This is a genomic window from Peribacillus sp. YIM B13482 (assembly GCF_042787975.1).
Taxonomy (GTDB): domain Bacteria; phylum Bacillota; class Bacilli; order Bacillales; family DSM-1321; genus Peribacillus; species Peribacillus simplex_A.
This window is the reverse complement of record NZ_JBHZPF010000002.1, coordinates 152,602-175,875: the sequence shown is the minus strand read 5'-3', so window position 1 is coordinate 175,875 and position 23,274 is coordinate 152,602. Positions and strand designations below refer to the sequence as shown.

The following is a 23,274-nucleotide window of genomic DNA, read 5'->3' as shown; positions in this document are numbered from 1 at the left end:
TGGTTTCACCCTCAACCGCATCTTCTTGCCCCTCATCATCTTTCTTGAAAAGCCATCCTCTATGGTATACTTAAGGGAGAATCCACCAATTCTGTACATAGGAGGCTTGATGCATGGAATTCACGAATCGGGAAATTAAAATTTGGAATGAAATTAGTGAATGGCAGGAAAATCTTTATCAATATGAGCGAAAAGATTTGTCAGCATTGTATGATAAATGGTTAGAGCAGGGTTTTGACCTGCTTCCAGATAACGTCCAACAACAGTTTTTTGAAAAGCTTGATACTTGGCTTTTTCATTTGCATGCCATGGTTCAGAGCTCACAAATCCAAATAGATGCAAGAGAGCGGATTTTAGCATCTGCGCGCTTGTTTAAGGAAGATATCGAAACGCTGGATGACTTGAATCACTTATCGATCGATCAGTTGAATTACATAGCGAACCAGCATATCGCAAAGCATCGGTTGTATTCATTTGCACAAGGCGGTGTAAGCGGATCAGGTAGCCTGCTCCTGTTAGGGAGTGATATTCCGGCCATGACGGTCATCAATGTCAGGATCGTACAGCTGATTGCGATGTCTTATGGTGTTGAGGTGAATACGCCTTTTGAAATGATGATGGCCCTTAAGGTATTCAATGCAGGAGCGATGCCAAAAAGACTTCAAGGGATGGCCTGGGAAGAATTGATCCGGGAAGTCCAGAACGCGGAAGATGACTATTTTTATTTAGGAATCGAAGAACTTACAAATCCGACCTGGATGGAACAGCCGTTGAAGCAGCTGTTGAAAGCCGTATCCATAACTGTCTTTCGAAAAAAATTGGTTCGGGGCATTCCATTCATCAGCATGGCCATCGGGGCTGGGGCCAATTATCAAATGACCCGGAATGTCAGTGAATTTGCGCAGAAGTTCTATCAATATCGGTATTTACAGATGAAGAAGGCTGAAGAAGAATGAGTGTCAGGGATCATAAAGAAGGCTTCACGGAGGCAATTCGATGCATGGTGATAACCGTTAGTGATACGCGTAATGAAGAAACGGATAAAAGCGGGGCACTGATGGTGGAATTATTGAAATCGAATGGGCATGAAGTGACGGAATATGAAATTGTAAAGGATGAAAGGGAAGCGATTCAAGCTGCGGTCACAGTTGGCAGCCAAAGCAGCAAGGTGGATGTCATATTAACAAACGGTGGCACTGGCATCGCCAATAGGGATGTAACGATCGAGGCGGTTCAAGAATTGATGACAAAGGAAATTCCGGGTTTTGGCGAGATTTTCCGAATGCTCAGCTTTCAAGAGGATATCGGTTCTGCAGCCATTCTATCGAGGGCGATTGCTGGGGTCGTGAACAACAAAGCGGTTTTTTCCACCCCGGGTTCAACGGGGGCGGTTCGGCTTGCGATGAATAAATTGATTCTCCCGGAATTGGGACATGTCGTTGGTGAGCTTCGGAAGGATTTATAAGAGGGATGCAAAAAAACCACAGTTCTAAACTGTGGTTTTTTTGCATGGAATAGGCCTTAATTATGCATCTTTTCACTAACGCCTTGATTGGTGCGATACCAAAGCCATAAATCATTGATGATGGAAGCAAGTTCCGCAATTTCGGAATTGAGCTGGCATGATTTGGTGAAATTACTTTCATCGGAGAGCTGAAACTGTTTTCGGTTAATGGTGGATTCCAGTTCCTTGATGCGGTCCGGTATGCTCCCCCGGATATTCTCCCATTGTACGAGTATTTGCTGTTGCTCGCCTTTTGTATATTCATCCCACTCCAGATTCAAATCAGGAATGGGGATGCCAAGCCGTTCATCATAGGTAAATAGTTCTCTCATATTCCCACCACTTTTCGATTTTTCATACTCTTAGTTTACTATATTCTTGCGAAAGCATCCAATGTATGAATTCCCTGAAATTATTAACGGATTATTTAGCTAAATCTTTAAAATACCCCTTGTATTCCGTTTATAAAGATGATAAAGTACTAATCATAGATTGAATAAAAATAACATTGAGTGAATTTTTATTCACACGAAAGGGACGATTAAAATGGGAAAAAATCAAAAAGTTGTTTTAGCATATTCCGGAGGTTTGGATACTTCCGTTGCAATTAAATGGTTACAAGATCAAGGATACGAAGTTGTAGCATGCTGCTTGGATGTCGGTGAAGGGAAAGATTTGGACTTCATTAAAGAAAAAGCAATCACTGTTGGTGCGGTCAGTTCATATGTGATTGATGCGAAAGACGAATTCGCTGATGAATTCGCATTAACGGCTCTTCAGGCACATACTTTATATGAAGGGAAATATCCATTGGTTTCAGCTCTATCACGCCCGCTGATCGCTAAGAAATTAGTGGAAGTGGCTGAAGCGGAAAACGCTGTAGCCGTTGCGCACGGTTGTACGGGAAAAGGAAATGACCAAGTGCGTTTCGAAGTATCCATCTCGGCATTGAATCCTGATTTAGAAGTTCTTGCACCTGTTCGTGATTGGAAATGGTCTCGTGAAGAGGAGATTGAATATGCAGCTAAAAATGGCATTCCTGTTCCAATCGGCTTGGCAAGTCCATTCTCGATCGACCAAAACCTTTGGGGAAGAAGTAACGAATGCGGAATCCTGGAAGACCCATGGGCAGCTCCACCAGAAGAGGCTTATGATCTGACAACAAGCCTTGAAAATACGCCAGATACTGCTGACATCATTGAAATTGGTTTTGAACAAGGTGTACCGGTTACATTGAATGACAAAAACTATAAATTGGCTGACTTGATTGTTGAATTGAATCAGATTGCCGGTAAACACGGAGTTGGACGTATCGACCACGTGGAAAATAGATTAGTAGGAATCAAATCTCGTGAAGTATACGAAGCTCCAGGTGCTATGACATTAATTGCTGCACATAAAGAGCTTGAAGATATCACGCTTGTAAAAGAATTGGCTCACTTCAAACCCGTGATCGAGAAGAAAATGACTGAATTGATTTATGAAGGCCTTTGGTTCTCTCCGCTTCAAAAAGCATTGGCCGCTTTCCTTAAAGAAACACAAGTAAATGTAACGGGTACGGTCCGTGTGAAGCTTTTCAAAGGTCATGCGATTGTTGAAGGAAGAAAATCCGAGTACTCTCTATATGATGAAAAACTGGCTACTTATACAAAAGCGGACGAATTCGATCATGATGCAGCAGTTGGTTTCATTAAGTTATGGGGACTTCCAACGAAAGTGAACAGCATGGTCAATAACAAGAAGGTGACAGTGTGAGCAGCAAGCTTTGGGGAGGGAGATTCACCAAGTCTGCCGAAGAATGGGTAGATGAGTTTGGAGCTTCCATCTCCTTTGACCAGGAACTTGTCCTTGAAGATATTCAAGGCAGCTTAGCCCATGTAACCATGTTAAAGCAATGCAGCATTTTACCTGAAGAAGATGCGGACCAGATCATTGCAGGACTGAAAAGTTTACAGGAAAAAGCTGAAAAGGGTGAATTGACTTTTAAGGTTGAGATGGAGGATATCCATCTTAACCTGGAAAGTATGCTAATAAGCGAAATTGGTCCAGTGGGCGGAAAGCTTCATACAGGCAGAAGCCGTAATGACCAAGTTGCAACAGATCTTCATCTGTATATGCGGAACCAAACAAAAGTGATCCTGGAACTCATCAATGATCTGCAAAAAGCGATTTTGGGACAGGCCAAAAAAAATGTGGAAACACTAATTCCAGGTTATACACATTTACAGCGGGCACAGCCCATTTCATTTGCCCACCATTTAATGGCTTATTTTTGGATGCTTGAGCGTGATAAGCAGCGTTTCACCGAGAGCTTCAAAAGAATTAATGTTTCTCCATTGGGTGCTGGGGCGCTAGCTGGGACGACTTTCCCGATTGACCGTGCCCTCAGTGCCGAACTATTGGGGTTTGAGGGGATTTATGAAAACAGCCTTGATGCGGTAAGTGATCGTGACTTTGCCATTGAATTCATGAGCAACAGTGCGACGATGATGATGCATTTATCCCGTTTCAGCGAAGAAATCATTCTATGGTCAAGCCAGGAGTTCCAATTCGTTGAATTGGATGATGCGTTTTCAACGGGAAGCAGCATTATGCCGCAAAAGAAAAACCCTGATATGGCAGAATTGATTCGTGGTAAAACAGGAAGGGTTTATGGGAATTTAACGGGGTTATTGACTGTATTGAAAGGATTGCCGCTTGCTTATAATAAAGATATGCAAGAAGATAAAGAAGGCGTTTTCGATACGGTCAAGACCATTGTTGGTTCACTTAAAATATTTGCTGGCATGATTTCAACAATGAAAGTGAAAACGGACGTCATGGAAAAAGCAACAAGAAATGACTTCTCGAATGCGACGGAATTAGCTGATTACCTAGCTTCAAAGGGAATGCCTTTCCGTAAGGCACACGAGGTGGTCGGGAAACTTGTATTGTTCTGTGTCCAGAATGGCTGCTATTTAGTAGACCTAAGCATTGAACAATTCCAGGAAGCCTCCGATTTGTTTGGACATGATATTTACGATGCATTAAATCCTTACGAAGCCGTTAAACGCCGTAACAGTGCGGGCGGTACAGGTTTTGCCCAAGTGTTGCTGGCGATTGAAAAAGCGGAAAAACTGGTAAGTGAATAACAGTGAAAAAGCTCGTTCACCAATTTGGCGAATGAGCTTTTTTATGATCATCTTTTATCACTATTCGTACGAACGACAATTACATCACAGTTTGAACGTCGAACGATACCTTCCGACACGCTGCCGATCAGGAAACGTTCGACGGCATTAAGGCCTGTTGCACCGCACACAATTAAATCGATTGAATGTTTTTTGGCAATATCCCTTGGAATTTGAACTTTAGGAGAACCATATGCCACTTCTGTTTGGACTTTTGCAATCCCGGATGCAATGGCTTCCATTTTATACTTTTCCAATAGCTCATTGGCAAAGGTTTCAGAGTGTTCACGGATAGTCATATCATATGCTTCGATAGTAGGGAAATTCCTTGTGTCAACGATATGTGCAAGACATAGGGTCGCATCACTGAGTTTTGCTAAATAGATAGCCTTTTTTAAAGCCCACTCTGCTTCTTCCGAACCGTCCACTGCTACTAGAATATTTTTATAATCTATACTATTCAAGTGAATCTCCTCCTTCTATTTCATTCCTATTATACTATTATTTACCTGATTGTCTTATTTCAATTGTAACAAATTAGCGAATGTTTTAGCCAGTGCCCAAGAAATCGCAACATGAAACAATATGGGTTCTAGAAAAGTTGAACTTGTTATTGCGAATAAGAAGCTTTGCTTTAACCAAACCCCTTATGTCTTTTATTTACTTGATTTGTTTATTTATGGTAAGGCCGGGCGTGAGAGGGGAGTTTTTTCTTTGAGTGTTTCAAGAATATTAAACTATGCATTATATTTATACGTACTTTTGTATGCGTTGATCTATTTCTTTTTTATTTTATTCATTAATGTTGTACATGCTTCTATCAGTATAATGAGTAGATCAGCACTGCTGTTCCATTTGTTCTTTTGCTATTTTTTCAATGGATTTCATATACCGATTCACATAATAAAAGGAAAATTAAAATTAGATGTATTGCCATTTCAAGCCTTGGCTTTCTTCTGCTGCTTTATTGTGTGGTCATTTTAGGGGTAAATGAATATGAATCAAGGTTCACCACCGAAAGATGGTTACATGATGATGAAGGAAGAGCATGAATTGATAGGAAAGACAAAAGAAGAAGTGATTACGCTTTTAGGTTCTCCAACAGAAACGGAATATTTCAAAGAGGAAGATAATGTTTATTACCTTGGTGCCGAGAGGGGAATAATAAGTATAGATAGTGAATGGCTTGTCATTTGGTTTGACGGCAATGAACAAGCTGTTAAGTTTGAACTGCGGACCGATTAGTTGAAATGAAATTCGATTAATAGTTACCCCCGTCTTAAATGAGGACGGGGGTATCCGGGTTTCGTTACATTAAACGGTCAATGCATGATCATTTTATGATTTGCAGGCTCTTCGGATATTTGGTCAAAACCTCACAGCCGGTATCGGTGATTAATAGATCATCTTCAATCCTGACGCCTGCAACATTTGGAACATATATACCCGGTTCGATGGTATAAACCATTCCGGATTGAAGTTCAAGGGTATTCGTTTCGGTTAAGGATGGGTATTCATGGACGCTGATCCCAAGTCCGTGGCCGAGCCTGTGCGGGAAGAATTCACCGTATCCTTTATTCCTGATGATGTTTCTGGCAATCAGGTCAATCTCGGAACAGGATACACCCGGTTTACTGGCTGTAACGGCAGCTTCTTGTGCATTTAGTACCGTTTCATATATCTCTGCCTGTTTATCATTAATATCTCCGTAAGCAACAGTTCTAGTGATGTCAGAGCAGTACCCTTCATGAACGACCCCCAGGTCAAAGAGGACAAGATCGCCACGCTGAACCTTCGTATTCCCAGGTGTGCCATGTGGGGAAGCACCATTTTTACCGGTCAGGACCATTGTGGAGAATGACATTTGGCTTACTCCGGCCTTTTTCAGTTCGAATTCTATCGCTGCAAGGATTTCCATTTCCGTTTTACCTTCATGAATTTCGCTGACACCCACTTCGATCGCAAAGTCGGCAAGGCGGCATGCTTCACGGATTTTGACCATTTCCTCTTCCGACTTGATCATTCGCATCCTTTGGAGTTTTTCTTCTGCTGAAACGAGCTTTGGTGCTCCGAAGTGATGTTGGACCTTTTCATAGCGTTCTACATTCATATGCTCTTTTTCAATGGCCATTTTCTTTATGGTTAACCCGCGATTCACCACTGCTTGCTTAACTTTTTCCCATGGATTTTCAATGTCGGTATAACCAATGATATCCCCATTCCATCCAGCATGTTTAGCATCCGGAACTTCCATCTGCGGGCAGACCAGGAATGGGTCGGCATTTGCAAAAATGGCAAGTGCAAGCAGTCTTTCATGAGGATCACTAAAGAACCCGCTTAAATAGAAGATGCTTTCTGTGGATGTAAGTAATGCGGCTTCAACCTCATTGGCCTGAAGCCAATTTTGTAGTTCTGTCAAACGTTCATTCATGACGATACCTCCATTTATAAGATATAATTACCTTAGCAATATTTAAAAGTATAGTAAATGGGTAAGGCCTAATAAGGCTATTTAAAAATTAGTGGTATGGGAAGGGAGCATCAGAATTGAAAGTATCTTTTCATGGACATGCAGTTGTAAAAGTCGAAACGAATGGTCAAACGATTTTATTCGATCCGTTCATCAATGGAAATGAATTGACCGATTTGAAGGTAGAAGATGTGAAACCGGATGTGATCATCTTGACACATGGTCATAATGACCACGTTGGTGACACGGTCGAATTGGCCAAAAAGCATGATGCTCTTGTCATTGGCATTGCAGAAATTGCCGACTATCTTGGTGCTCAAGGGGTTAGGACTCACGGGATGAGCATCGGCGGAGCTTTCGAGTTCGAATTTGGAAAAGTGAAACTGACGCCTGCTTTCCATGGAACGGGATTCAATAACGGAGATGGGCAAATCATTTATTTAGGAATGCCTGCTGGCGTATTACTTATGATAGAAGGGAAAACGATCTATCATGCAGGGGATACAGCCGTATATTCCGATATGAAACTGATCGGGGAGCGACATCCGATTGACTTGGCATTTTTGCCAATCGGCGACAATTACACCATGGGGCCGGAAGATGCCGCACTTGCAGCGAAATTCCTTCAAGCCAAACAGGTCGTGCCGATTCATTACAATACTTTCCCTGTCATCAAACAGGATCCTAACAAATTCATTGACCTGCTTGAAGAGGAGAATGGACTGATCATGGAAGCCGGGGATGAAATTGAACTATAAAAGGAGCGGGAGCCACATGGCCTCCCGTTTTTGTTTGGGTCGTTCGGGAAGTATCAGGAGCGGATGGAGGATTGAAATGAAAGGAAATCCTTGTAGCATTGCCTTTTACGAATCTGGATTTTTATAGAGGTGTCGTAAAGTAAATCTCCTTCATTCAGCCAAGTCTTTTTTCCTTTCGCAGGCATAAAATGAATAGATGGTAAAAAGGGGGGATTGGATGAAACAGAGGTTATTTCTATGTTTGCTTTTATGCGGTGTGATGCTGTATTATGCCGTGCCGCGCTTGTCGTTGGAAAGTGGCGGTTTGGAGAGCCTGTTTGCCGGAACCTGGTTGTTGTTTGCCTTGTTGGCGGTAGCGGGGAACTTGACGGGAATACTATATTCTCCTAAAAAACAAAAGGTAAAACGCCTGCTGGAATACAAAAGGTTGCGCCAATACTAGTAGTTGTTTGATAAACTAGGCTCTTTGACCTTATAATGGAGAATAGGAATACCGTGAAAAGGGTGAAGCGCTTGGCTACAAAGCATGAACAAATATTAAAACATATCGATGGGCTCCCTGTTGGTGAAAAGATTTCCGTCCGTCAAATTGCGAAAGCATTGAATGTTAGTGAAGGTACGGCATATCGGGCAATTAAAGAGGCGGAGAACCAGGGCTACGTGAGCTCGATTGAGCGGGTAGGCACGATCCGTATCGAGAAAAAGAAAAAAGAGAATATTGAAAAGCTCACTTTTGCCGAGGTAGTTAATATTGTGGACGGACAAGTTCTGGGTGGAAAAACGGGACTTCATAAGACATTAAATAAATTCGTCATCGGGGCGATGAAGCTGGATGCCATGATGAGATATACAGGTGCAGGAAATCTGCTGATCGTCGGGAACCGTACCCAGGCCCATGAGCACGCGTTAAATGCGGGTGCAGCGGTGCTGATCACCGGGGGATTCGATACGGAAGAGCCCGTTAAAAGGTTGGCCGATGAATTGGAGATGCCAGTCATTTCTACAAGTTACGATACCTTTACCGTTGCAACGATGATCAATCGGGCAATCTATGACCAATTGATCAAAAAGGAAATATTGCTGGTGGAGGATATTTTGACGCCCGTACAGGAAACGACCTTTTTAACGGTTGGTGACCGGGTTCAGACTTGGCATGAACTGAATCAGGAATCAGGGCATAGCCGTTTCCCTGTTGTCGATTACAATATGAAGGTTCAAGGAATGGTCACATCAAAAGATATCATGGGTCAGGAAGAGTTGACGCTCATTGATAAGGTGATGACGAAAAACCCGATGACCGTAGGCGATAAAATGAGTGTAGCATCTTCTGCACATATGATGGTTTGGGAAGGCATTGAGTTAATCCCGGTCGTGAATGACAGTCATATCCTGAAGGGAATCGTGAGCAGGCAGGATGTACTGAAGGCACTGCAAATGAGTCAAAGGCAGCCACAGGTCGGCGAAACGATCGACGATACGATCACAAGTCAGCTTGTGATGACTTCGAATCGCGGCAAGGGTGAGGAAGTGTATAACTATGGCGTCACTCCGCAGATGACCAATTATCTTGGGACCATTTCAAGCGGTGTGTTTACGACATTGGTTACGGATTCAGCAAACCGGGCACTTCGAAGCTATAAGCGCGGTGACTTGGTCGTGGAAAATATGACGATTTATTTCATCAAGCCAGTTCAGATCGACAGCACGCTTGAAATCCATCCGCGTGTCCTTGATGTAGGACGTAAATTCGGAAAAGTGGATGTCGAGGTGTTTAACCAAGGCAAACTTGTCGGTAAGGCGATGTTAACCTGCCAATTGCTTGATCGATCATGATAAATAAATCAAAAAGGATAATCGATATTCGATTATCCTTTTTGATTTACGGCTTCTTCAATTGCATGCGGCAGGTAAAATCTATACATTTTATAGCCTCCCCAAACGCTGAATAGGCCAACGGAAATGAAAACGGCAGAAATGATATAAGTGGTGGTTGTGTGGAATAGAAAAAGCTGATTGATTCCGAATAGTGCGACAAACGCACCAAGGGCAATGGAAGACTTCCCTGAAATCCACTTTTTTTCCATCGGCATTTTGGTTCGGACCGATTTGATCTTATAAAACAAATAGACCCCTAGTGAAAGAACGATCAAGGTTACAAGAATAGGCATCGTTTAAAATTCCCCCAATTTAACATATGTACCTTTTTATTGTAGCGGGAAATGAAAGAGAATGCCACAGTAAACCAAGATGACACTTTCTATTTCCCCAATTTTTTGATTAAATGAAATATATAAAATCTTTATTAGGTTCGATAATACATAGTTTGAGGGGAGATCAATATGAAGGCTGAAATTTTAGCAGATATAAAGCGTTATGATACTATCATTCTCCATCGCCATGTCCGTCCAGATCCGGATGCTTATGGTTCACAGGGGGGATTGGCGGAAATCCTGAAGGCATCTTTCCCTGAAAAGCGGATTTATACGGTTGGGAAAGAAGAACCGTCACTGAATTATTTAAGAAGGCTCGATGTGATTTCTGATGAAACATATCAAGGTGCTTTGGTCATCGTTTGTGATACCGCCAATACCGACCGGATTTGTGATTCAAGGTATATGACGGGGGATAAACTGATTAAGATTGACCATCATCCTAATGAAGATCCATATGGGGATATGCGCTGGGTCGATACATCAGCAAGTTCTGCAAGTGAAATGATTTATGAATTTTACCAATTCGGTAAAGAAAAAGGCTTGAAGATGAGTGATGAAGCGGCACGCCTTCTATATGCAGGCATCGTTGGCGATACAGGTCGTTTCCTATTCCAAAGCACGACTGAAAAGACATTTGCCTATGCCAGTGAATTGATTCACTATTCGTTCTCCCGTCCGCAATTATATCAGGAGATGTATGATGTCAATGAAAGCATTGTCAGGTTGAATGGCTATGTTCTGCAGCATTTTGAGATCCTTCCATATGGCACGGGGAAAATGATCATCACAAAGGATATACTTGAAACATTCCATGCTTCGGCATCGGAGGCCTCTCAGCTCGTTTCCTCGCTAGGTTCGATTAAAAATGTTAAGACATGGGTCTTTTTCATTGAAGAGGATAAAGAAATCCGAGTCCGTTTCCGTTCCAAGGGTCCAATCATCAATACGATTGCCCGTAAATATAACGGCGGAGGCCATCCGTTTGCAGCAGGGGCTTCGATCCATTCTTGGGATGAAGTGGATAATATCCTTGCCGATTTGGAAGAGTTGAATAAAGCGAATTAGAAAACGATTTTTGGATTGAAATGACATGAAGACCAAATCAAAGTGATTTGGTCTTTTAGCTTTGCGGATATAATAAGGACTTTGTCGGAAAGCGGTTTTATCAAGAGCTCCTCTTTACTTTGATTTCAATGTTCATTTTCGTATAAAACATGATTTCCACGACTTCAAGGTCATAACGCTTTTTATTGATGGTCACGATTTTATTTTCGATTGATTTTTTCAAGAGCATCTTTCCATTATATACACTGACGACATCTTTGGCGAGAAGGGAGGAAAGGTCGTCCTCTATCACATCCTCCGCTTCCGCGACACTCAGCTGATCGAGACTGTATGTTTTTCCATTCGTAATCGTCACTTCGACCTCTTGAATCGTTAAGATCTCTTCGTTTTGCTGATTCAATTTTTTATAATCCTGCTCCCAGATCCCGATTTTTTCGTTCAAATCCTTGACTTCTTCTCTTTGGTCATGAATGATCCGTATCTGTGTTTCTTGCTGGACCCCATACATATAAAAGAAAATCACCCAGCTGATCAATCCGCCAAGTGCGGCCCCGGCAAAAAAACGCTGCCAGGTGGGTGCCCGGTGATAGGGAGGAATCCTCATGATGATATATGCTCCTGAGTGAACCAGTTGATGATCAGTGCTCCTGTCTGTGCTCCCCCAAGTGCAGATAGAATCAATAGTATCTGCTTGACTATATCCTTCGTTTCTCCGTGGAAAATGCCGCGTTCGAAATTATAGACCATATCAAAAGTACCCCCGATGGCAGCGACAATCGCCCATATACGCAGGCTGTCCGATAGCCGGAACACAGTCGTCATCGGAGCTTGTCCAGTAAAAAAAGCGGCGAGGCCCCCGATTAACGAGCCTCCAAGCAATACGCCAAGCGATATGAAAAAGCTGTTGATAAAGGCCGGAAAAAAGGCTTCATTCATATATCATCATCCTTTTTTGCTTGATATTCTTCTATTCTATTTATATGGGAAGTGCAGAGGTATTATGATAGTCGGCGAAAATCAGGGTGATATATTGGATTGGTAATGAGAACATATTTTCTTTTTTTGAAATAAACACTATAATGAAAAGAAACATGCCTTACAAAGGTGGGAGAAAAAACGTGTATACTCATCTCCATATTCAGAGCGGATACAGCCTGCTGACAAGTACGGTGAAGATCACTGATCTTGTGGCCAAAGCGAAAGCGGATGGCTGTACAAGTCTTGCCTTAACCGATCGAAATGTTATGTACGGTTCGGTCTATTTTTATAAAGAATGTAAGAAACAGGGAATAAAGCCGATTGTCGGCCTTCTTGCAGATGTCCTCGATGAACAGGAATCGGCACATGGCCTTCTTTTATTGGCAAAAAATCTGCAAGGCTATCAAAACCTGCTAAAAATAAGCAGTGCCATAAAAACGAAATCCCCGTCAGGCATTCCAATGAACTGGCTTAAAGCCTACTCCGGGGGCTTGATAGCAATAACACCGGGTGCAGAGGGGAACATAGAAACGCTATTAAGAGAAGAAAATACTGAAGGAGCCAAACAGGCTGCAGGTCGATTTCTGCAAATTTTTGGCCATGATAACTTTTTTGTATCCATACAGAGACTTTCGATTGCGGACGAAGAGAAAGGTATCGAAGCTTTAAGTCAGTTGGCGAGAGAATTAGGGATAAAGATCGTTGCGACGAATCCGGTTTATTTTTTGAACGAAAGCGATGCACTCGCTCAGGAAGTCCTTCTGGCAATTGGAAATGGTGACAAGCTGTCGGATGAGACGCATACGGTTCTTGAATCCAATCAATTTTATTTGAAAAGCAGGGCTCAGATGGCAGAACTATTCCATGACAGGCCGGATGCACTCGAAAATTCACTACATATTGCCGCACAATGCAATCTTGAAATTCCGTTTCATCGTTCACTGCTGCCTAAGTACCCCACTGAAGATGGAGTCACAGCCGAGGAGATGCTCGAAGTTGTCTGTTTCCAAGGGTTGCGGAAAAGATTTCCTGAGCCATCCATTCAATATGAAGAGCGCCTTCGATACGAATTGGATATAATTACCAAGATGAATTTCAGTGATTACTTTTTAATCGTTTGGGATTTCATGAAATTCGCTAAGGATCACCAAATCCTGACTGGTCCTGGAAGGGGATCGGCCGCCGGATCGATGGTCGCTTATGTGCTGTCGATAACGGATGTCGATCCAATCGAACATTCCTTGCTGTTCGAGCGTTTCCTGAATCCTGAACGTGTCTCGATGCCGGATATCGATATTGATTTTCCGGATAACCGCCGTGAAGAAGTGATTGCCTATGTCGCGAAGAAATATGGGGAACTTCATGTAGCACAAATCATTACATTCGGAACATTAGCTGCCAAGGCTGCTTTAAGGGACACAGGACGTGTTTTCGGCTTGAATTCAAAGGAACAGGAAGCGGTATCGAAAATGATTCCAGGCCGTCTGGGCATCACGCTTCCTGAAGCTTTCAAGGAATCGAAAAGGCTGAGGGAATTCGTTAATGAGAGTGAGATGAATCAAAAACTTTTTCAAACGGCGTTATTGCTTGAAGGGCTGCCTCGCCATGCTTCGACACATGCGGCAGGCGTCGTCATTAGCGACCAGGCACTGACCGAGCATATCCCGATTCAGGGAGGGCATGACGGCATCCATCTTACTCAATATCCAATGGACCTTCTTGAAGAACTGGGACTTCTTAAAATGGATTTTCTGGGGCTTCGCAATTTAACGCTCATCGAAAATATTTTAAAGAACATCCACAAGGGAACGGGGAAAAAACTGGACCTGTCGCATATCCCGATGGATGACCCCGAGACGTTAGCCCTTTTAGGGAGAGGTGAAACAACTGGAGTGTTTCAATTTGAATCGGATGGCATCCGAAAGGTTTTGATCAAGCTGAAACCGAACCGATTCGAGGATATTGTCGCGGTCAATGCCCTCTATCGTCCAGGTCCCATGGAAAACATACCGCTGTTCATCGAGCGAAAACATGGACTGGCTCCCATTGAGTACCTGCACCAGGATTTGAAGGATATCCTTGAGCCTACATACGGAGTCATTGTTTATCAAGAACAGATCATGCAAATTGCCTCTCGCCTCGCCGGATTTTCACTTGGGGAAGCTGACCTGCTCCGTCGTGCCGTTTCGAAGAAGAAAAAGGATGTGCTGGATCAGGAGCGGCAGCATTTTGTGAGCGGCTCTTTGAAACAAGGATATTCCGAAAAAACGGCAGATGAGATTTATTCCTTGATCGTCCGCTTCGCTAATTACGGATTCAACCGTAGCCATGCGGTTGCTTATAGTGTCATTGCTTATCAGCTGGGGTACTTGAAAACCCACCATCCGGAATATTTCATGGCAGCACTAATGACATCGGTAGTGGGGAATGATGAAAAGATTGCCCAATATATCCGTGAGGCAAAAAAGAAAGGGATGACGGTTCTGCCCCCTTCGATTAACCGGAGCGGATACCCGTTTTTACCGGAAAAGGAAGGGATCCGCTATAGTCTTGGAGCCATAAAAGGAATAGGCGGTACGGTTTTAAAAGAAATCTTTGCTGCAAGACGACAAAAGACGTTCGCTGATTTATTCGATTTCTGTTTGCGCGTTTCGGGGAAAATCGTAAATCGAAAAGTGTTGGAGGCGCTTGTGCATTCAGGTGCTTTTGATGAATTCGGTGAAGACCGGGCAACATTATTGGCGAGTTTGGACATAGCGATCAGCCATACGGAATTGGTAAATCCAGATGATGATCTATTCGATATGTTTTCGGATGGCGAGTTTTCACTCAAACCGAAATACAACCGGGTCGAGCCCATTCCTATCGAGCACAAACTCTCATTGGAGAAAAGCGCATTGGGGCTTTATCTATCGAATCATCCCGTGACCAGCTACAGGGAACTATTTCAGTACTTCGGCTGTTTGACCATAGACGAGGCTACCAATAAAAAGGAATCAAAAGTCTTACTTGGCGCATATATTACGTCGGTTAAAACCATAAGGACAAAAAAGGGCGATGTTATGGCCTTTTTGAGCGTCAGTGATGAAGAGGGGGACATTGAGGCGGTCGTTTTTCCCAATGTATATAAAAACCACTCTGCCGACTTGAATCATGGACAACTCGTTATGCTGCAGGGGACATTGGAAGAACGGGATGGAAAAACCCAGCTCCTGACCAGGAACGTATATCCGCTTGAAAAAGTGAAAAGGATGAAAGAGGAACAAAACGGAACGGTTTTCCTGAAAATTGAGGCTGGCAAGCAAACGAAGGACACACTGCAAAAAATAAAAAAAATTTTAATGCAGCATAGCGGCGAAACAAAGGTCATGCTTTTTTACGAGAGGGAAAACCGTTATGTACAGCTATCTTATTGGGATTGGGTCAATCCTACAGATAGTCTGATGCAGGCATTATTTGGTTTAGTCGGAAAAGGTAATGTGGTTTATAAGCGAGAATAACTGTTTTACAACTTAAGCAGTTATGTTATATTGAAAACAGGCCGCTGTGGTCTGACCACTAGATTTCAGCATATATGATATGGGTTACCCAATATGTTTTAGGAGTGAAAATATGTCATTAAGAGAAGAAGCTTTACATATGCATCGCATGAATCAAGGGAAATTAGAAACAGTTTCAAAAGTACCGGTTAGGAATGCAGAAGATTTAAGTCTTGCTTATTCTCCTGGTGTCGCAGAACCATGTAAAGAAATATACGATAAGCCAGAAACCGTTTATGACTATACAATGAAAGGGAACACTGTTGCTGTTATTTCTGATGGAACGGCTGTGTTGGGACTTGGAAACATCGGCCCTGAAGCTGCTTTGCCGGTTATGGAAGGAAAAGCCGTTTTATTTAAAAGTTTCGCTGGAGTGGACTCTTTTCCAATCTGTTTAAAAACGACGGATGTGGATAAAATTGTAGAGACAGTTAAATTACTCGAACCGACATTCGGAGGAGTTAACTTAGAGGACATTGCCGCACCAAATTGTTTTGAAATTGAAGAACGACTTAAGAAAGAAATGAATATCCCTGTTTTTCATGATGATCAGCACGGTACGGCCATTGTAACTGTTGCAGGTCTTGTAAATGCCTTGCGACTTGTGAATAAATCAATCTCAGAAATTAAAGTGGTAGCGAATGGAGCCGGGGCTGCGGGTATTGCTATCATTAAATTGCTTTATAGCTACGGAGTACGTGACATTATTATGTGTGACACGAAGGGCGCCATTTATGAGGGCCGTTCGTCAGGCATGAATGATATAAAAGAACAAGTGGCGAAAGTGACCAATCGTAATAAGATTTCAGGACCTTTGGAAGCGGTCATTCAAGACGCTGATGTATTTGTAGGCGTTTCTGCCGCAGGTGCGTTAACCAAAGAAATGGTTTCATTAATGAATAAGGATGCGATCATTTTCGCGATGGCTAATCCAAATCCGGAAATCATGCCGGAGGATGCGAAAGCAGCGGGTGCCAAGGTTGTTGGAACGGGCCGTTCGGATTTCCCGAATCAGGTCAATAATGTCCTTGCATTCCCGGGAATTTTCCGTGGTGCATTGGATGTACGTGCGACTCATATCAATGAAAAAATGAAGGTTGCTGCTGTAGAGGCCATTGCCAGTTTAATTGAGGAACATGAGTTGAACGAAGACTACGTTATCCCTGCTCCTTTTGATGAGAGGGTAGCGCCTGCAGTTGCGGCTGCTGTTGCCAAGGCAGCGATGGAAACGGGAGTGGCTAGAATTAATATGGATCCCGAGGCAATTAAAGAAAAAACAAGGAAATTAGCGATCATTGGAAAAAGTGAGGAATAATTAATTTGGCAGGTCGGACTTCTTCATCCAAAATTTATCTCGATGTCGTTGAGAGCCTACGTAGCATGATTGAAGCGGAAAGCCTCCTGCCGGGAGATAAAATCCCATCAGAACGGGAGTTATCGGATCGTTTTAATGTTGGTCGTTCCTCTGTACGGGAAGCATTGCGTGCCTTAGAGCTATTAGGATTAATAGAAACAAGGCGTGGTGAAGGAACGTTTATCAGGGATTTCCAGGAGCATAAGCTAGTCGAGCTTCTGGGAACCTTTTTTTTGCAAGATAAAAAAGTACAAGAAGATTTGGCTGAGACGAAAAGGCTGATTGAAATTGACTGTTTACGGATTGTCGCCTTTTTCGCTACAGCTGAGGATATCAAACGATTAATGGTCTGGGTCAAGACGGATGAGTTTCATGATGATGATTTCTTCTTAAGAATTGCCATATTGAATCGCAATCGATTGATGGAACGAATTTGGCGCATTGTCAACAGCTATGCTAGAACATCAGAGATGGTACAGGGTAATGTGAAAAAAGAAGATTATCTGGCACTTCTTACATATTTACTCGAACGGGATGAAGAAAAAGCCATCGAAACGTATCTTATTAGAATTAGAAATATGTCGAAGGACGAGTGACACCTTTTTACACGATACTACTTTAATTTCTGATATAGTTTGTACCAAGTATCAAATAATAGATAATTGGTGGTAAAGGGAGGATTAAGCTTGCTTAAAGAGCTATTTGCGAAGTCTAAGAAGAAATATGCAACGGTTCCTTTAGATCGGGAGAAACAAGATGTACCAGAAGGAATTATGACAAAATGCCCCGGCTGTAAAAAAATCATGTATACAAAAGAATTAGTGAAAAACAATAAAGTCTGTCTGCATTGCGGGTTCCATCATTCGATGTCTTCCCATGAGCGTATCGAATGTTTATTCGACGCCGGCAGTTTTAATGAATTTGATAAAGAAATGATTTCAGTTAACCCACTTGGATTTCCGGATTACTTGGATAAATTGGAAAAGGACAAAAAGAAGGCCAAGATTAATGAGGCCGTTGTTACAGGAGTAGGGAGCATCAATGGGTACCAAGTATCAACAGCCATCATGGATTCCAATTTCCGGATGGGAAGCATGGGCTCCGTTGTTGGTGAAAAAATCACCCGTGCCATTGAACGTGCAGGTGAATTGAAGATTCCGTTTATCATTTTTACGGCATCAGGCGGCGCTCGGATGCAGGAGGGTGTTTTAAGCTTGATGCAGATGGCAAAGACGAGTGCTGCACTCAAGATGTTCAGCAATGAAGGCGGGCTGATCATATCAATGATGACCCATCCTACCACAGGTGGGGTTTCGGCAAGTTTCGCGTCACTTGGTGATATTAATCTAGCCGAACCTGGAGCACTTATTGGTTTTGCGGGACGAAGAATCATTGAACAGACGATTCATGAAGAGCTTCCAGAAGACTTCCAAACATCTGAATTCTTGATGAAGCACGGCCAATTGGATGCGGTTGTCAAACGTACTGAAATGAAAGAAACTTTGACGACGATCCTTAAAATTCATGCCCCGGGTGGTGAATGGTTATGATTTACGAATTAGAGTTCGAGCGTCCCGTTACGGACCTGAGAAATAAGATTAAAGAGCTAAAGGCGATTACGAAGGATGCTGACGTAGACCTTACAGTAGAAATCGAAACGTTGGAAAAGCGCCTAGAGAAGCTGGAAGTGGATATTTATAACCATTTAAAACCGTGGGATCGCGTTCAGATTGCCCGTCATCCAGCCCGTCCGACGACGCTTGATTACATTCCGAGATTATTCAATGACTTCATAGAGTTTCATGGAGATCGTTATTATGGGGATGATGAAGCGATTGTGGCTGGAATCGCAGAGTTTGATGGACTTGCCGTGACTGTCATTGGACATCAAAGAGGTAAGGATACGAAGGAAAACATCCGCCGTAACTTTGGCATGCCCCATCCGGAAGGCTATCGAAAAGCTTTGCGTCTGATGAAACAGGCGGAAAAATTCAATCGTCCGATTATTTGTTTCATTGATACGAAGGGAGCTTTCCCGGGCAAAGCTGCTGAAGAGCGCGGACAAAGTGAAGCCATTGCGAAAAACCTTTTTGAAATGGCAGGGCTTAAGGTGCCGGTCATCAGCATTGTCATTGGTGAAGGTGGAAGCGGCGGTGCATTGGCACTTGGTGTTGGAGACCGAATTTTCATGCTTGAGAATTCAACATATTCGGTAATTTCTCCTGAAGGGGCTGCGGCATTGCTGTGGAAGGATGCTTCTCAGGCTAAGAGGGCTGCGGAATCGATGCAAATCACTGCTCCCGACTTAAACCGTTTAGGAGTCATCGATGAGATCATTCCTGAAGTGAGAGGCGGCGCCCACCGGGATGCAAATTTACAGGCAGAAGCCATCAAGGAAATCCTGAAACGTTCATTCAATGAACTTCTGCCATTGAATAGTGATGACCTTATTAACCAGCGTTACATGAAATTCAAGAAAATCGGTGAATATGAATTTGAAAAACAATCTGAGGGGAAACCTAAGGAAGTTGAACAGCATTCATAATACATTTTGCAAAAAGGAAAAACGTGCTGCCAAGGGCAACACGTTTTTTCAGCCTTTAATGGTGTGCATATGTATTCATTACCGAAACCTGTAAAGAATATGGTTTGTGTATAGTATGTAAACTTTTACACCATTTTACTTCAATTTCTGTAGAGAATCGGTTAGGCTTATTACATCAGGTGAGCATAAGTGTAACAGATACTGCTTATTGAAGCTTGAAAAAGGGTACAATGATATAATGAGCTTAAAATTGATTAGTGCTGTAGAGAGGTGACATTTATGAAAAGAATTGGTGTATTGACTAGTGGAGGAGATTCTCCAGGCATGAATGCGGCAGTCCGGGCGGTTGTCCGTAAAGCAATTTTTCATGAAATGGAGGTCTTCGGGATTTATTATGGATATCAGGGCCTTATAAATGGGAATATAAGGAAACTTGAGCTTGGGTCGGTCGGGGATATCATTCATCGAGGCGGCACAATGTTACATACGGCTCGCTGTCCGGAATTTAAGACAGAGGAAGGCCAGCTGAAAGCGATTGAACAACTGAATAAACTTGGCATCGAGGGCATTGTCATAATAGGTGGCGATGGTTCTTACCGCGGAGCGAAAGCTTTGACTGAAAGGGGCTTCCCTTGTATCGGAGTTCCTGGAACGATTGATAATGACATACCGGGTACGGACTTTACGATTGGTTTCGATACAGCCCTGAATACAGTAATCGACGCTATCGATAAGATTCGGGATACGGCAACTTCTCATGAAAGGACTTATGTGGTTGAAGTAATGGGAAGAAATGCCGGCGATATCGCGCTTTGGGCCGGCCTGGCTGGCGGAGCGGAAACGATCCTTTGTCCTGAATGCGAATATGATATGGAAGATCTGATTGGGAAGCTGAACCGCGGACATGACCGTGGGAAAAAGCATAGTATCATCATTGTAGCTGAAGGTGTTGGAAGTGCTGTTGATATTTCGAGGAAAATTGAGGCGAAAGCAGGATTTGAAACCCGTGTAACGGTTCTCGGCCATGTCCAGCGCGGAGGATCTCCTTCGGCAAATGACCGTGTATTGGCAAGTCGGCTTGGAGCCAAAGCTGTTGAATTGCTTCTTGAAGGCAAAGGGGGCAGGGCTGTTGGAATAGAACAAAATCGACTAGTTGATTATGATATCATCGAAGCCCTTGCTAAACCGCATACAATTGACAAGAAAATGTATGATTTATCTTCTGAGTTATCCATTTAAATCAGTATTGATCAATGATAATAATTGCAGGTATTTAAAAGAAGAGACTTATAACACTACGCCCCCTGTCATTTAAAAGGTGGGCAGGCGGCGATTTTTCCTTAAAGGAGGATGACACATGCGAAAAACCAAGATTGTTTGTACGATTGGCCCCGCAAGTGAAAGTATAGAAAAGCTGGTTCAATTAATAGAAGCGGGGATGAATGTAGCTCGGCTTAACTTTTCACATGGAAATCATGAAGAACATGCCGCTAGAATCCGCAATATCAGGGAAGCGGGTGAAAAAGCGGGTAAACAGGTTGCTATCCTGCTGGATACAAAAGGACCTGAAATACGGACAAATAATATGGAAAATGACTCCATAGAGCTGGTAGCCGGCAATGATGTCATTATTTCCATGAATGAAGTCCTGGGAACACCTGAAAAATTCTCCATTACCTATGAAGGGCTTCTGCATGATGTCCATCCAGGATCTAAAATCCTTTTGGATGATGGATTGATCGGTCTTGAAGTGTTGAAAATAGATGAGGTAAGAAAAGAAATCAGTACCAAAATATTGAATAGCGGTACACTTAAGAACAAAAAAGGCGTGAATGTTCCAGGTGTTTCGGTTAACCTGCCTGGCATAACGGAGAAAGATGAACAGGATATCCTTTTTGGAATCGAACAAGGTATCGACTTTGTTGCTGCCTCATTTGTACGCAGGGCTTCCGATGTACTTGAAGTGCGTGAATTATTGCAGCAGAATGGAGCTGAGCATATTCAAATCATCCCTAAAATTGAAAATCAAGAGGGTGTAGACCGGCTTGATGAAATCTTGGAAGTTTCAGATGGTTTGATGGTAGCCCGTGGCGACCTGGGAGTGGAAATTCCTGCAGAAGAAGTGCCATTAGTCCAAAAACAAATGATCAAAAAATGTAACAATGCCGGGAAACCGGTCATAACGGCTACACAAATGCTCGATTCGATGCAGCGTAACCCAAGGCCGACCCGTGCAGAAGCAAGTGACGTAGCCAATGCCATATTTGATGGAACGGATGCCATCATGCTTTCTGGTGAAACGGCTGCTGGAACCTACCCTGTCGAGGCTGTTCAAACGATGCATAACATTGCTTCACGTGCAGAAACTGCCCTTGATTATCGGGATATATTATCAGTCAGAAGCAAAGTGAACCGTCATAATGTCACGGATGCAATTGGTCAGTCCGTTGCCCACACGGCGCTTAATCTTAATGCCGGAGCAATCATCACCCCTACCGAAAGTGGCCATACGGCAAGGATGATTTCTAAATACCGCCCTAAAGCACCGATCATTGCCGTTACCTCCAATGATCATGTTTCAAGACGGCTTGCACTGGCTTGGGGAGTCTACCCACAGATCGGTCCCAAGGCGACGACTACCGATGAGATGCTTCAAACTGCTATTGATGAAAGCTTGCATTCCGGCTTAGTGTCCCATGGGGATTTAGTCGTCATAACAGCCGGTGTGCCAGTTGGTGAAACAGGTACGACTAACTTGATGAAAATTCATGTGTTAGGGGAGGTTCTTTTGAAGGCTCAAGGAATCGGCAGGAAATCTGCGAAAGGTGAAGTGGTTGTAGCTAAGAATGCCAAGGAAGCTTTGGAAAAAGTGACGGAAGGCTCTGTACTTGTTACAATTGGTTCTGACCGCGATATGATGCCAGCGATTGAAAAGTGTGCAGCATTGATAACGGAAGAAGGCGGTTTGACAAGCCATGCAGCTGTTGTAGGGGTCACATTGGGCATTCCGGTCATCGTTGGGGCGGAAAACGCGACCAAAGTTTTCACGGATGGGCAAAGAATAACGGTCGATGCAGGCCGTGGAGTCATTTATGATGGACATGCCAACGTTTTGTAAAACGAAATTTTGGCTGATTCCGTGCCAATGAGGTAAGATGGATGTACCGCACCAGAAATGGGCTGTGCAGGAGGAATGTAGATGAAATATTTTTTATTGTTTATCATTGCGATGCCGGTCATTGAAATCATTGTCCTATTGCTGTCAGGCAATATGATTGGTTTTTGGCCAACTGTGTTCCTGATTGTAGCCACAGGTTTAATCGGAGCCTATTTGGCTAAACGGCAAGGGATGGAAACATGGAAAAGGGCACAGGAACAGATTCGTTACGGAATGATGCCAGGAAATGAAATCATTGATGGAATCTGTATCTTTATTGGAGCTGCACTGTTGCTGTCCCCTGGGTTCATTTCGGATATCATGGGATTGCTCCTTGTATTTCCGCCAACCCGGAATCTCCTCAAACCGATTGTTATCCGGTTTATCATGAACAGGATGAATAAAGGGAAAGTCACCATCATTCGGCATAAATAATATAAGGCTGCCTAAAAGCTCAAGCTTTTAGGCAGCCTTTTTGGTCTGGAAAAAAGAAGTCTTCAAAAGCAACCAAGGGTTTTTTT

23 protein-coding genes are annotated in these 23,274 nt (G+C 43.1%); 17 read left to right on the top strand and 6 right to left on the bottom strand.

Going from position 1 to position 23,274, the window contains the following annotated elements:
* Window positions 1-113 precede the first annotated feature (113 nt).
* Both ACFX4L_RS02385 and ACFX4L_RS02380 read left to right on the top strand, forming a co-directional pair.
* Window positions 114-956: an EcsC family protein gene (locus tag ACFX4L_RS02385; protein ID WP_284470024.1), complete on the top strand. Its 843-nt coding sequence runs from the start codon at window positions 114-116 to the stop codon at window positions 954-956.
* Window positions 953-1,465, top strand: coding sequence for a MogA/MoaB family molybdenum cofactor biosynthesis protein (locus ACFX4L_RS02380; RefSeq protein ID WP_089361748.1), 513 nt, complete (start codon window positions 953-955; stop codon window positions 1,463-1,465). Before ACFX4L_RS02385 ends, ACFX4L_RS02380 begins: the two co-directional genes overlap by 4 nt.
* Before the next feature lie 56 nt (window positions 1,466-1,521).
* Here the strand turns inward: ACFX4L_RS02380 and ACFX4L_RS02375 are convergent, their stop codons facing one another.
* Complete coding sequence (locus tag ACFX4L_RS02375; RefSeq protein ID WP_061464378.1) at window positions 1,522-1,836, bottom strand: hypothetical protein; 315 nt, start codon at window positions 1,834-1,836, stop codon at window positions 1,522-1,524.
* A 214-nt stretch (window positions 1,837-2,050) separates the two neighbouring features.
* Here ACFX4L_RS02375 and ACFX4L_RS02370 point away from each other — a divergent pair, with 214 nt between their 5' ends.
* Window positions 2,051-3,259, top strand: a complete 1,209-nt coding sequence (locus ACFX4L_RS02370; RefSeq protein WP_061464377.1) for an argininosuccinate synthase — start codon at window positions 2,051-2,053, stop codon at window positions 3,257-3,259.
* The gene (gene argH / locus ACFX4L_RS02365) at window positions 3,256-4,635 is read left to right on the top strand and encodes an argininosuccinate lyase (protein ID WP_089361747.1); all 1,380 of its coding nucleotides are present in this window, start codon (window positions 3,256-3,258) and stop codon (window positions 4,633-4,635) included. The genes ACFX4L_RS02370 and argH overlap by 4 nt, the downstream gene beginning before the upstream one ends.
* A 47-nt stretch (window positions 4,636-4,682) precedes the next feature.
* On the opposite strand, the gene ACFX4L_RS02360 is transcribed toward argH, so the two are convergent.
* Window positions 4,683-5,129, bottom strand: coding sequence for a universal stress protein (locus tag ACFX4L_RS02360; protein ID WP_377381403.1), 447 nt, complete (start codon window positions 5,127-5,129; stop codon window positions 4,683-4,685).
* 541 nt (window positions 5,130-5,670) lie between these two features.
* On the opposite strand from ACFX4L_RS02360, the gene bamE reads away from it, so the two are divergent.
* A complete protein-coding gene (gene bamE, locus ACFX4L_RS02355; protein WP_284470026.1) occupies window positions 5,671-5,919 on the top strand; it encodes an outer membrane protein assembly factor BamE domain-containing protein in 249 nt (82 codons plus the stop codon).
* An 88-nt stretch (window positions 5,920-6,007) separates the two neighbouring features.
* On the opposite strand, the gene ACFX4L_RS02350 is transcribed toward bamE, so the two are convergent.
* Complete coding sequence (locus tag ACFX4L_RS02350; RefSeq protein WP_089361745.1) at window positions 6,008-7,105, bottom strand: M24 family metallopeptidase; 1,098 nt, start codon at window positions 7,103-7,105, stop codon at window positions 6,008-6,010.
* Between the two features lie 116 nt (window positions 7,106-7,221).
* Here ACFX4L_RS02350 and ACFX4L_RS02345 point away from each other — a divergent pair, with 116 nt between their 5' ends.
* The 3 genes from ACFX4L_RS02345 to ACFX4L_RS02335 all read left to right on the top strand — a co-directional run bounded on the left by ACFX4L_RS02345 (window position 7,222) and on the right by ACFX4L_RS02335 (window position 9,735).
* Window positions 7,222-7,902, top strand: a complete 681-nt coding sequence (locus ACFX4L_RS02345) for a metal-dependent hydrolase (protein ID WP_377381299.1) — start codon at window positions 7,222-7,224, stop codon at window positions 7,900-7,902.
* A 217-nt stretch (window positions 7,903-8,119) separates the two neighbouring features.
* A complete protein-coding gene (locus ACFX4L_RS02340) occupies window positions 8,120-8,344 on the top strand; it encodes a hypothetical protein (protein ID WP_284470028.1) in 225 nt (74 codons plus the stop codon).
* A gap of 71 nt (window positions 8,345-8,415) precedes the next feature.
* Window positions 8,416-9,735, top strand: coding sequence for a DRTGG domain-containing protein (locus tag ACFX4L_RS02335; protein WP_061466161.1), 1,320 nt, complete (start codon window positions 8,416-8,418; stop codon window positions 9,733-9,735).
* Between the two features lie 32 nt (window positions 9,736-9,767).
* Here ACFX4L_RS02335 and ACFX4L_RS02330 read toward each other — a convergent pair whose 3' ends face one another.
* Window positions 9,768-10,070 carry a YtpI family protein gene (locus ACFX4L_RS02330; RefSeq protein WP_125160151.1) on the bottom strand — a complete coding sequence of 101 codons (303 nt, stop codon included), beginning with the start codon at window positions 10,068-10,070 and terminating at the stop codon, window positions 9,768-9,770.
* 171 nt (window positions 10,071-10,241) lie between these two features.
* On the opposite strand from ACFX4L_RS02330, the gene ACFX4L_RS02325 reads away from it, so the two are divergent.
* Window positions 10,242-11,180, top strand: a complete 939-nt coding sequence (locus tag ACFX4L_RS02325; protein ID WP_061464370.1) for a DHH family phosphoesterase — start codon at window positions 10,242-10,244, stop codon at window positions 11,178-11,180.
* Between the two features lie 100 nt (window positions 11,181-11,280).
* On the opposite strand, the gene ytrI is transcribed toward ACFX4L_RS02325, so the two are convergent.
* Window positions 11,281-11,784, bottom strand: coding sequence for a sporulation membrane protein YtrI (gene ytrI / locus ACFX4L_RS02320; RefSeq protein WP_089361740.1), 504 nt, complete (start codon window positions 11,782-11,784; stop codon window positions 11,281-11,283).
* Window positions 11,781-12,116: a sporulation membrane protein YtrH gene (gene ytrH, locus ACFX4L_RS02315; RefSeq protein WP_061464368.1), complete on the bottom strand. Its 336-nt coding sequence runs from the start codon at window positions 12,114-12,116 to the stop codon at window positions 11,781-11,783. Before ytrH ends, ytrI begins: the two co-directional genes overlap by 4 nt.
* A gap of 182 nt (window positions 12,117-12,298) precedes the next feature.
* Between ytrH and dnaE the strand changes: the two genes are divergently transcribed.
* The 8 genes from dnaE to ACFX4L_RS02275 all read left to right on the top strand — a co-directional run bounded on the left by dnaE (window position 12,299) and on the right by ACFX4L_RS02275 (window position 23,188).
* Window positions 12,299-15,658: a DNA polymerase III subunit alpha gene (gene dnaE / locus ACFX4L_RS02310; RefSeq protein WP_377381292.1), complete on the top strand. Its 3,360-nt coding sequence runs from the start codon at window positions 12,299-12,301 to the stop codon at window positions 15,656-15,658.
* Window positions 15,659-15,770: 112 nt separating this feature from the next.
* A complete protein-coding gene (gene ystJ, locus ACFX4L_RS02305) occupies window positions 15,771-17,012 on the top strand; it encodes an NADP-dependent malic enzyme (protein ID WP_284470031.1) in 1,242 nt (413 codons plus the stop codon).
* A gap of 5 nt (window positions 17,013-17,017) precedes the next feature.
* On the top strand, window positions 17,018-17,647 hold the full coding sequence (locus ACFX4L_RS02300) for a FadR/GntR family transcriptional regulator (RefSeq protein WP_089361739.1): 630 nt from the start codon (window positions 17,018-17,020) through the stop codon (window positions 17,645-17,647).
* A gap of 90 nt (window positions 17,648-17,737) precedes the next feature.
* Window positions 17,738-18,601 carry an acetyl-CoA carboxylase, carboxyltransferase subunit beta gene (gene accD, locus ACFX4L_RS02295; protein WP_061464366.1) on the top strand — a complete coding sequence of 288 codons (864 nt, stop codon included), beginning with the start codon at window positions 17,738-17,740 and terminating at the stop codon, window positions 18,599-18,601.
* Window positions 18,598-19,596, top strand: a complete 999-nt coding sequence (gene accA, locus ACFX4L_RS02290; protein WP_061464365.1) for an acetyl-CoA carboxylase carboxyl transferase subunit alpha — start codon at window positions 18,598-18,600, stop codon at window positions 19,594-19,596. The genes accD and accA overlap by 4 nt, the downstream gene beginning before the upstream one ends.
* A 279-nt stretch (window positions 19,597-19,875) precedes the next feature.
* On the top strand, window positions 19,876-20,835 hold the full coding sequence (gene pfkA, locus ACFX4L_RS02285) for a 6-phosphofructokinase (RefSeq protein WP_061464364.1): 960 nt from the start codon (window positions 19,876-19,878) through the stop codon (window positions 20,833-20,835).
* A 118-nt stretch (window positions 20,836-20,953) separates the two neighbouring features.
* Window positions 20,954-22,714 (top strand): pyruvate kinase, encoded by a 1,761-nt coding sequence (gene pyk, locus ACFX4L_RS02280; protein WP_377381286.1) that lies wholly within the window; start codon window positions 20,954-20,956, stop codon window positions 22,712-22,714.
* An 81-nt stretch (window positions 22,715-22,795) separates the two neighbouring features.
* Window positions 22,796-23,188, top strand: coding sequence for an FxsA family protein (locus tag ACFX4L_RS02275; protein ID WP_089361736.1), 393 nt, complete (start codon window positions 22,796-22,798; stop codon window positions 23,186-23,188).
* The last annotated feature ends 86 nt before the right edge of the window (window positions 23,189-23,274 follow it).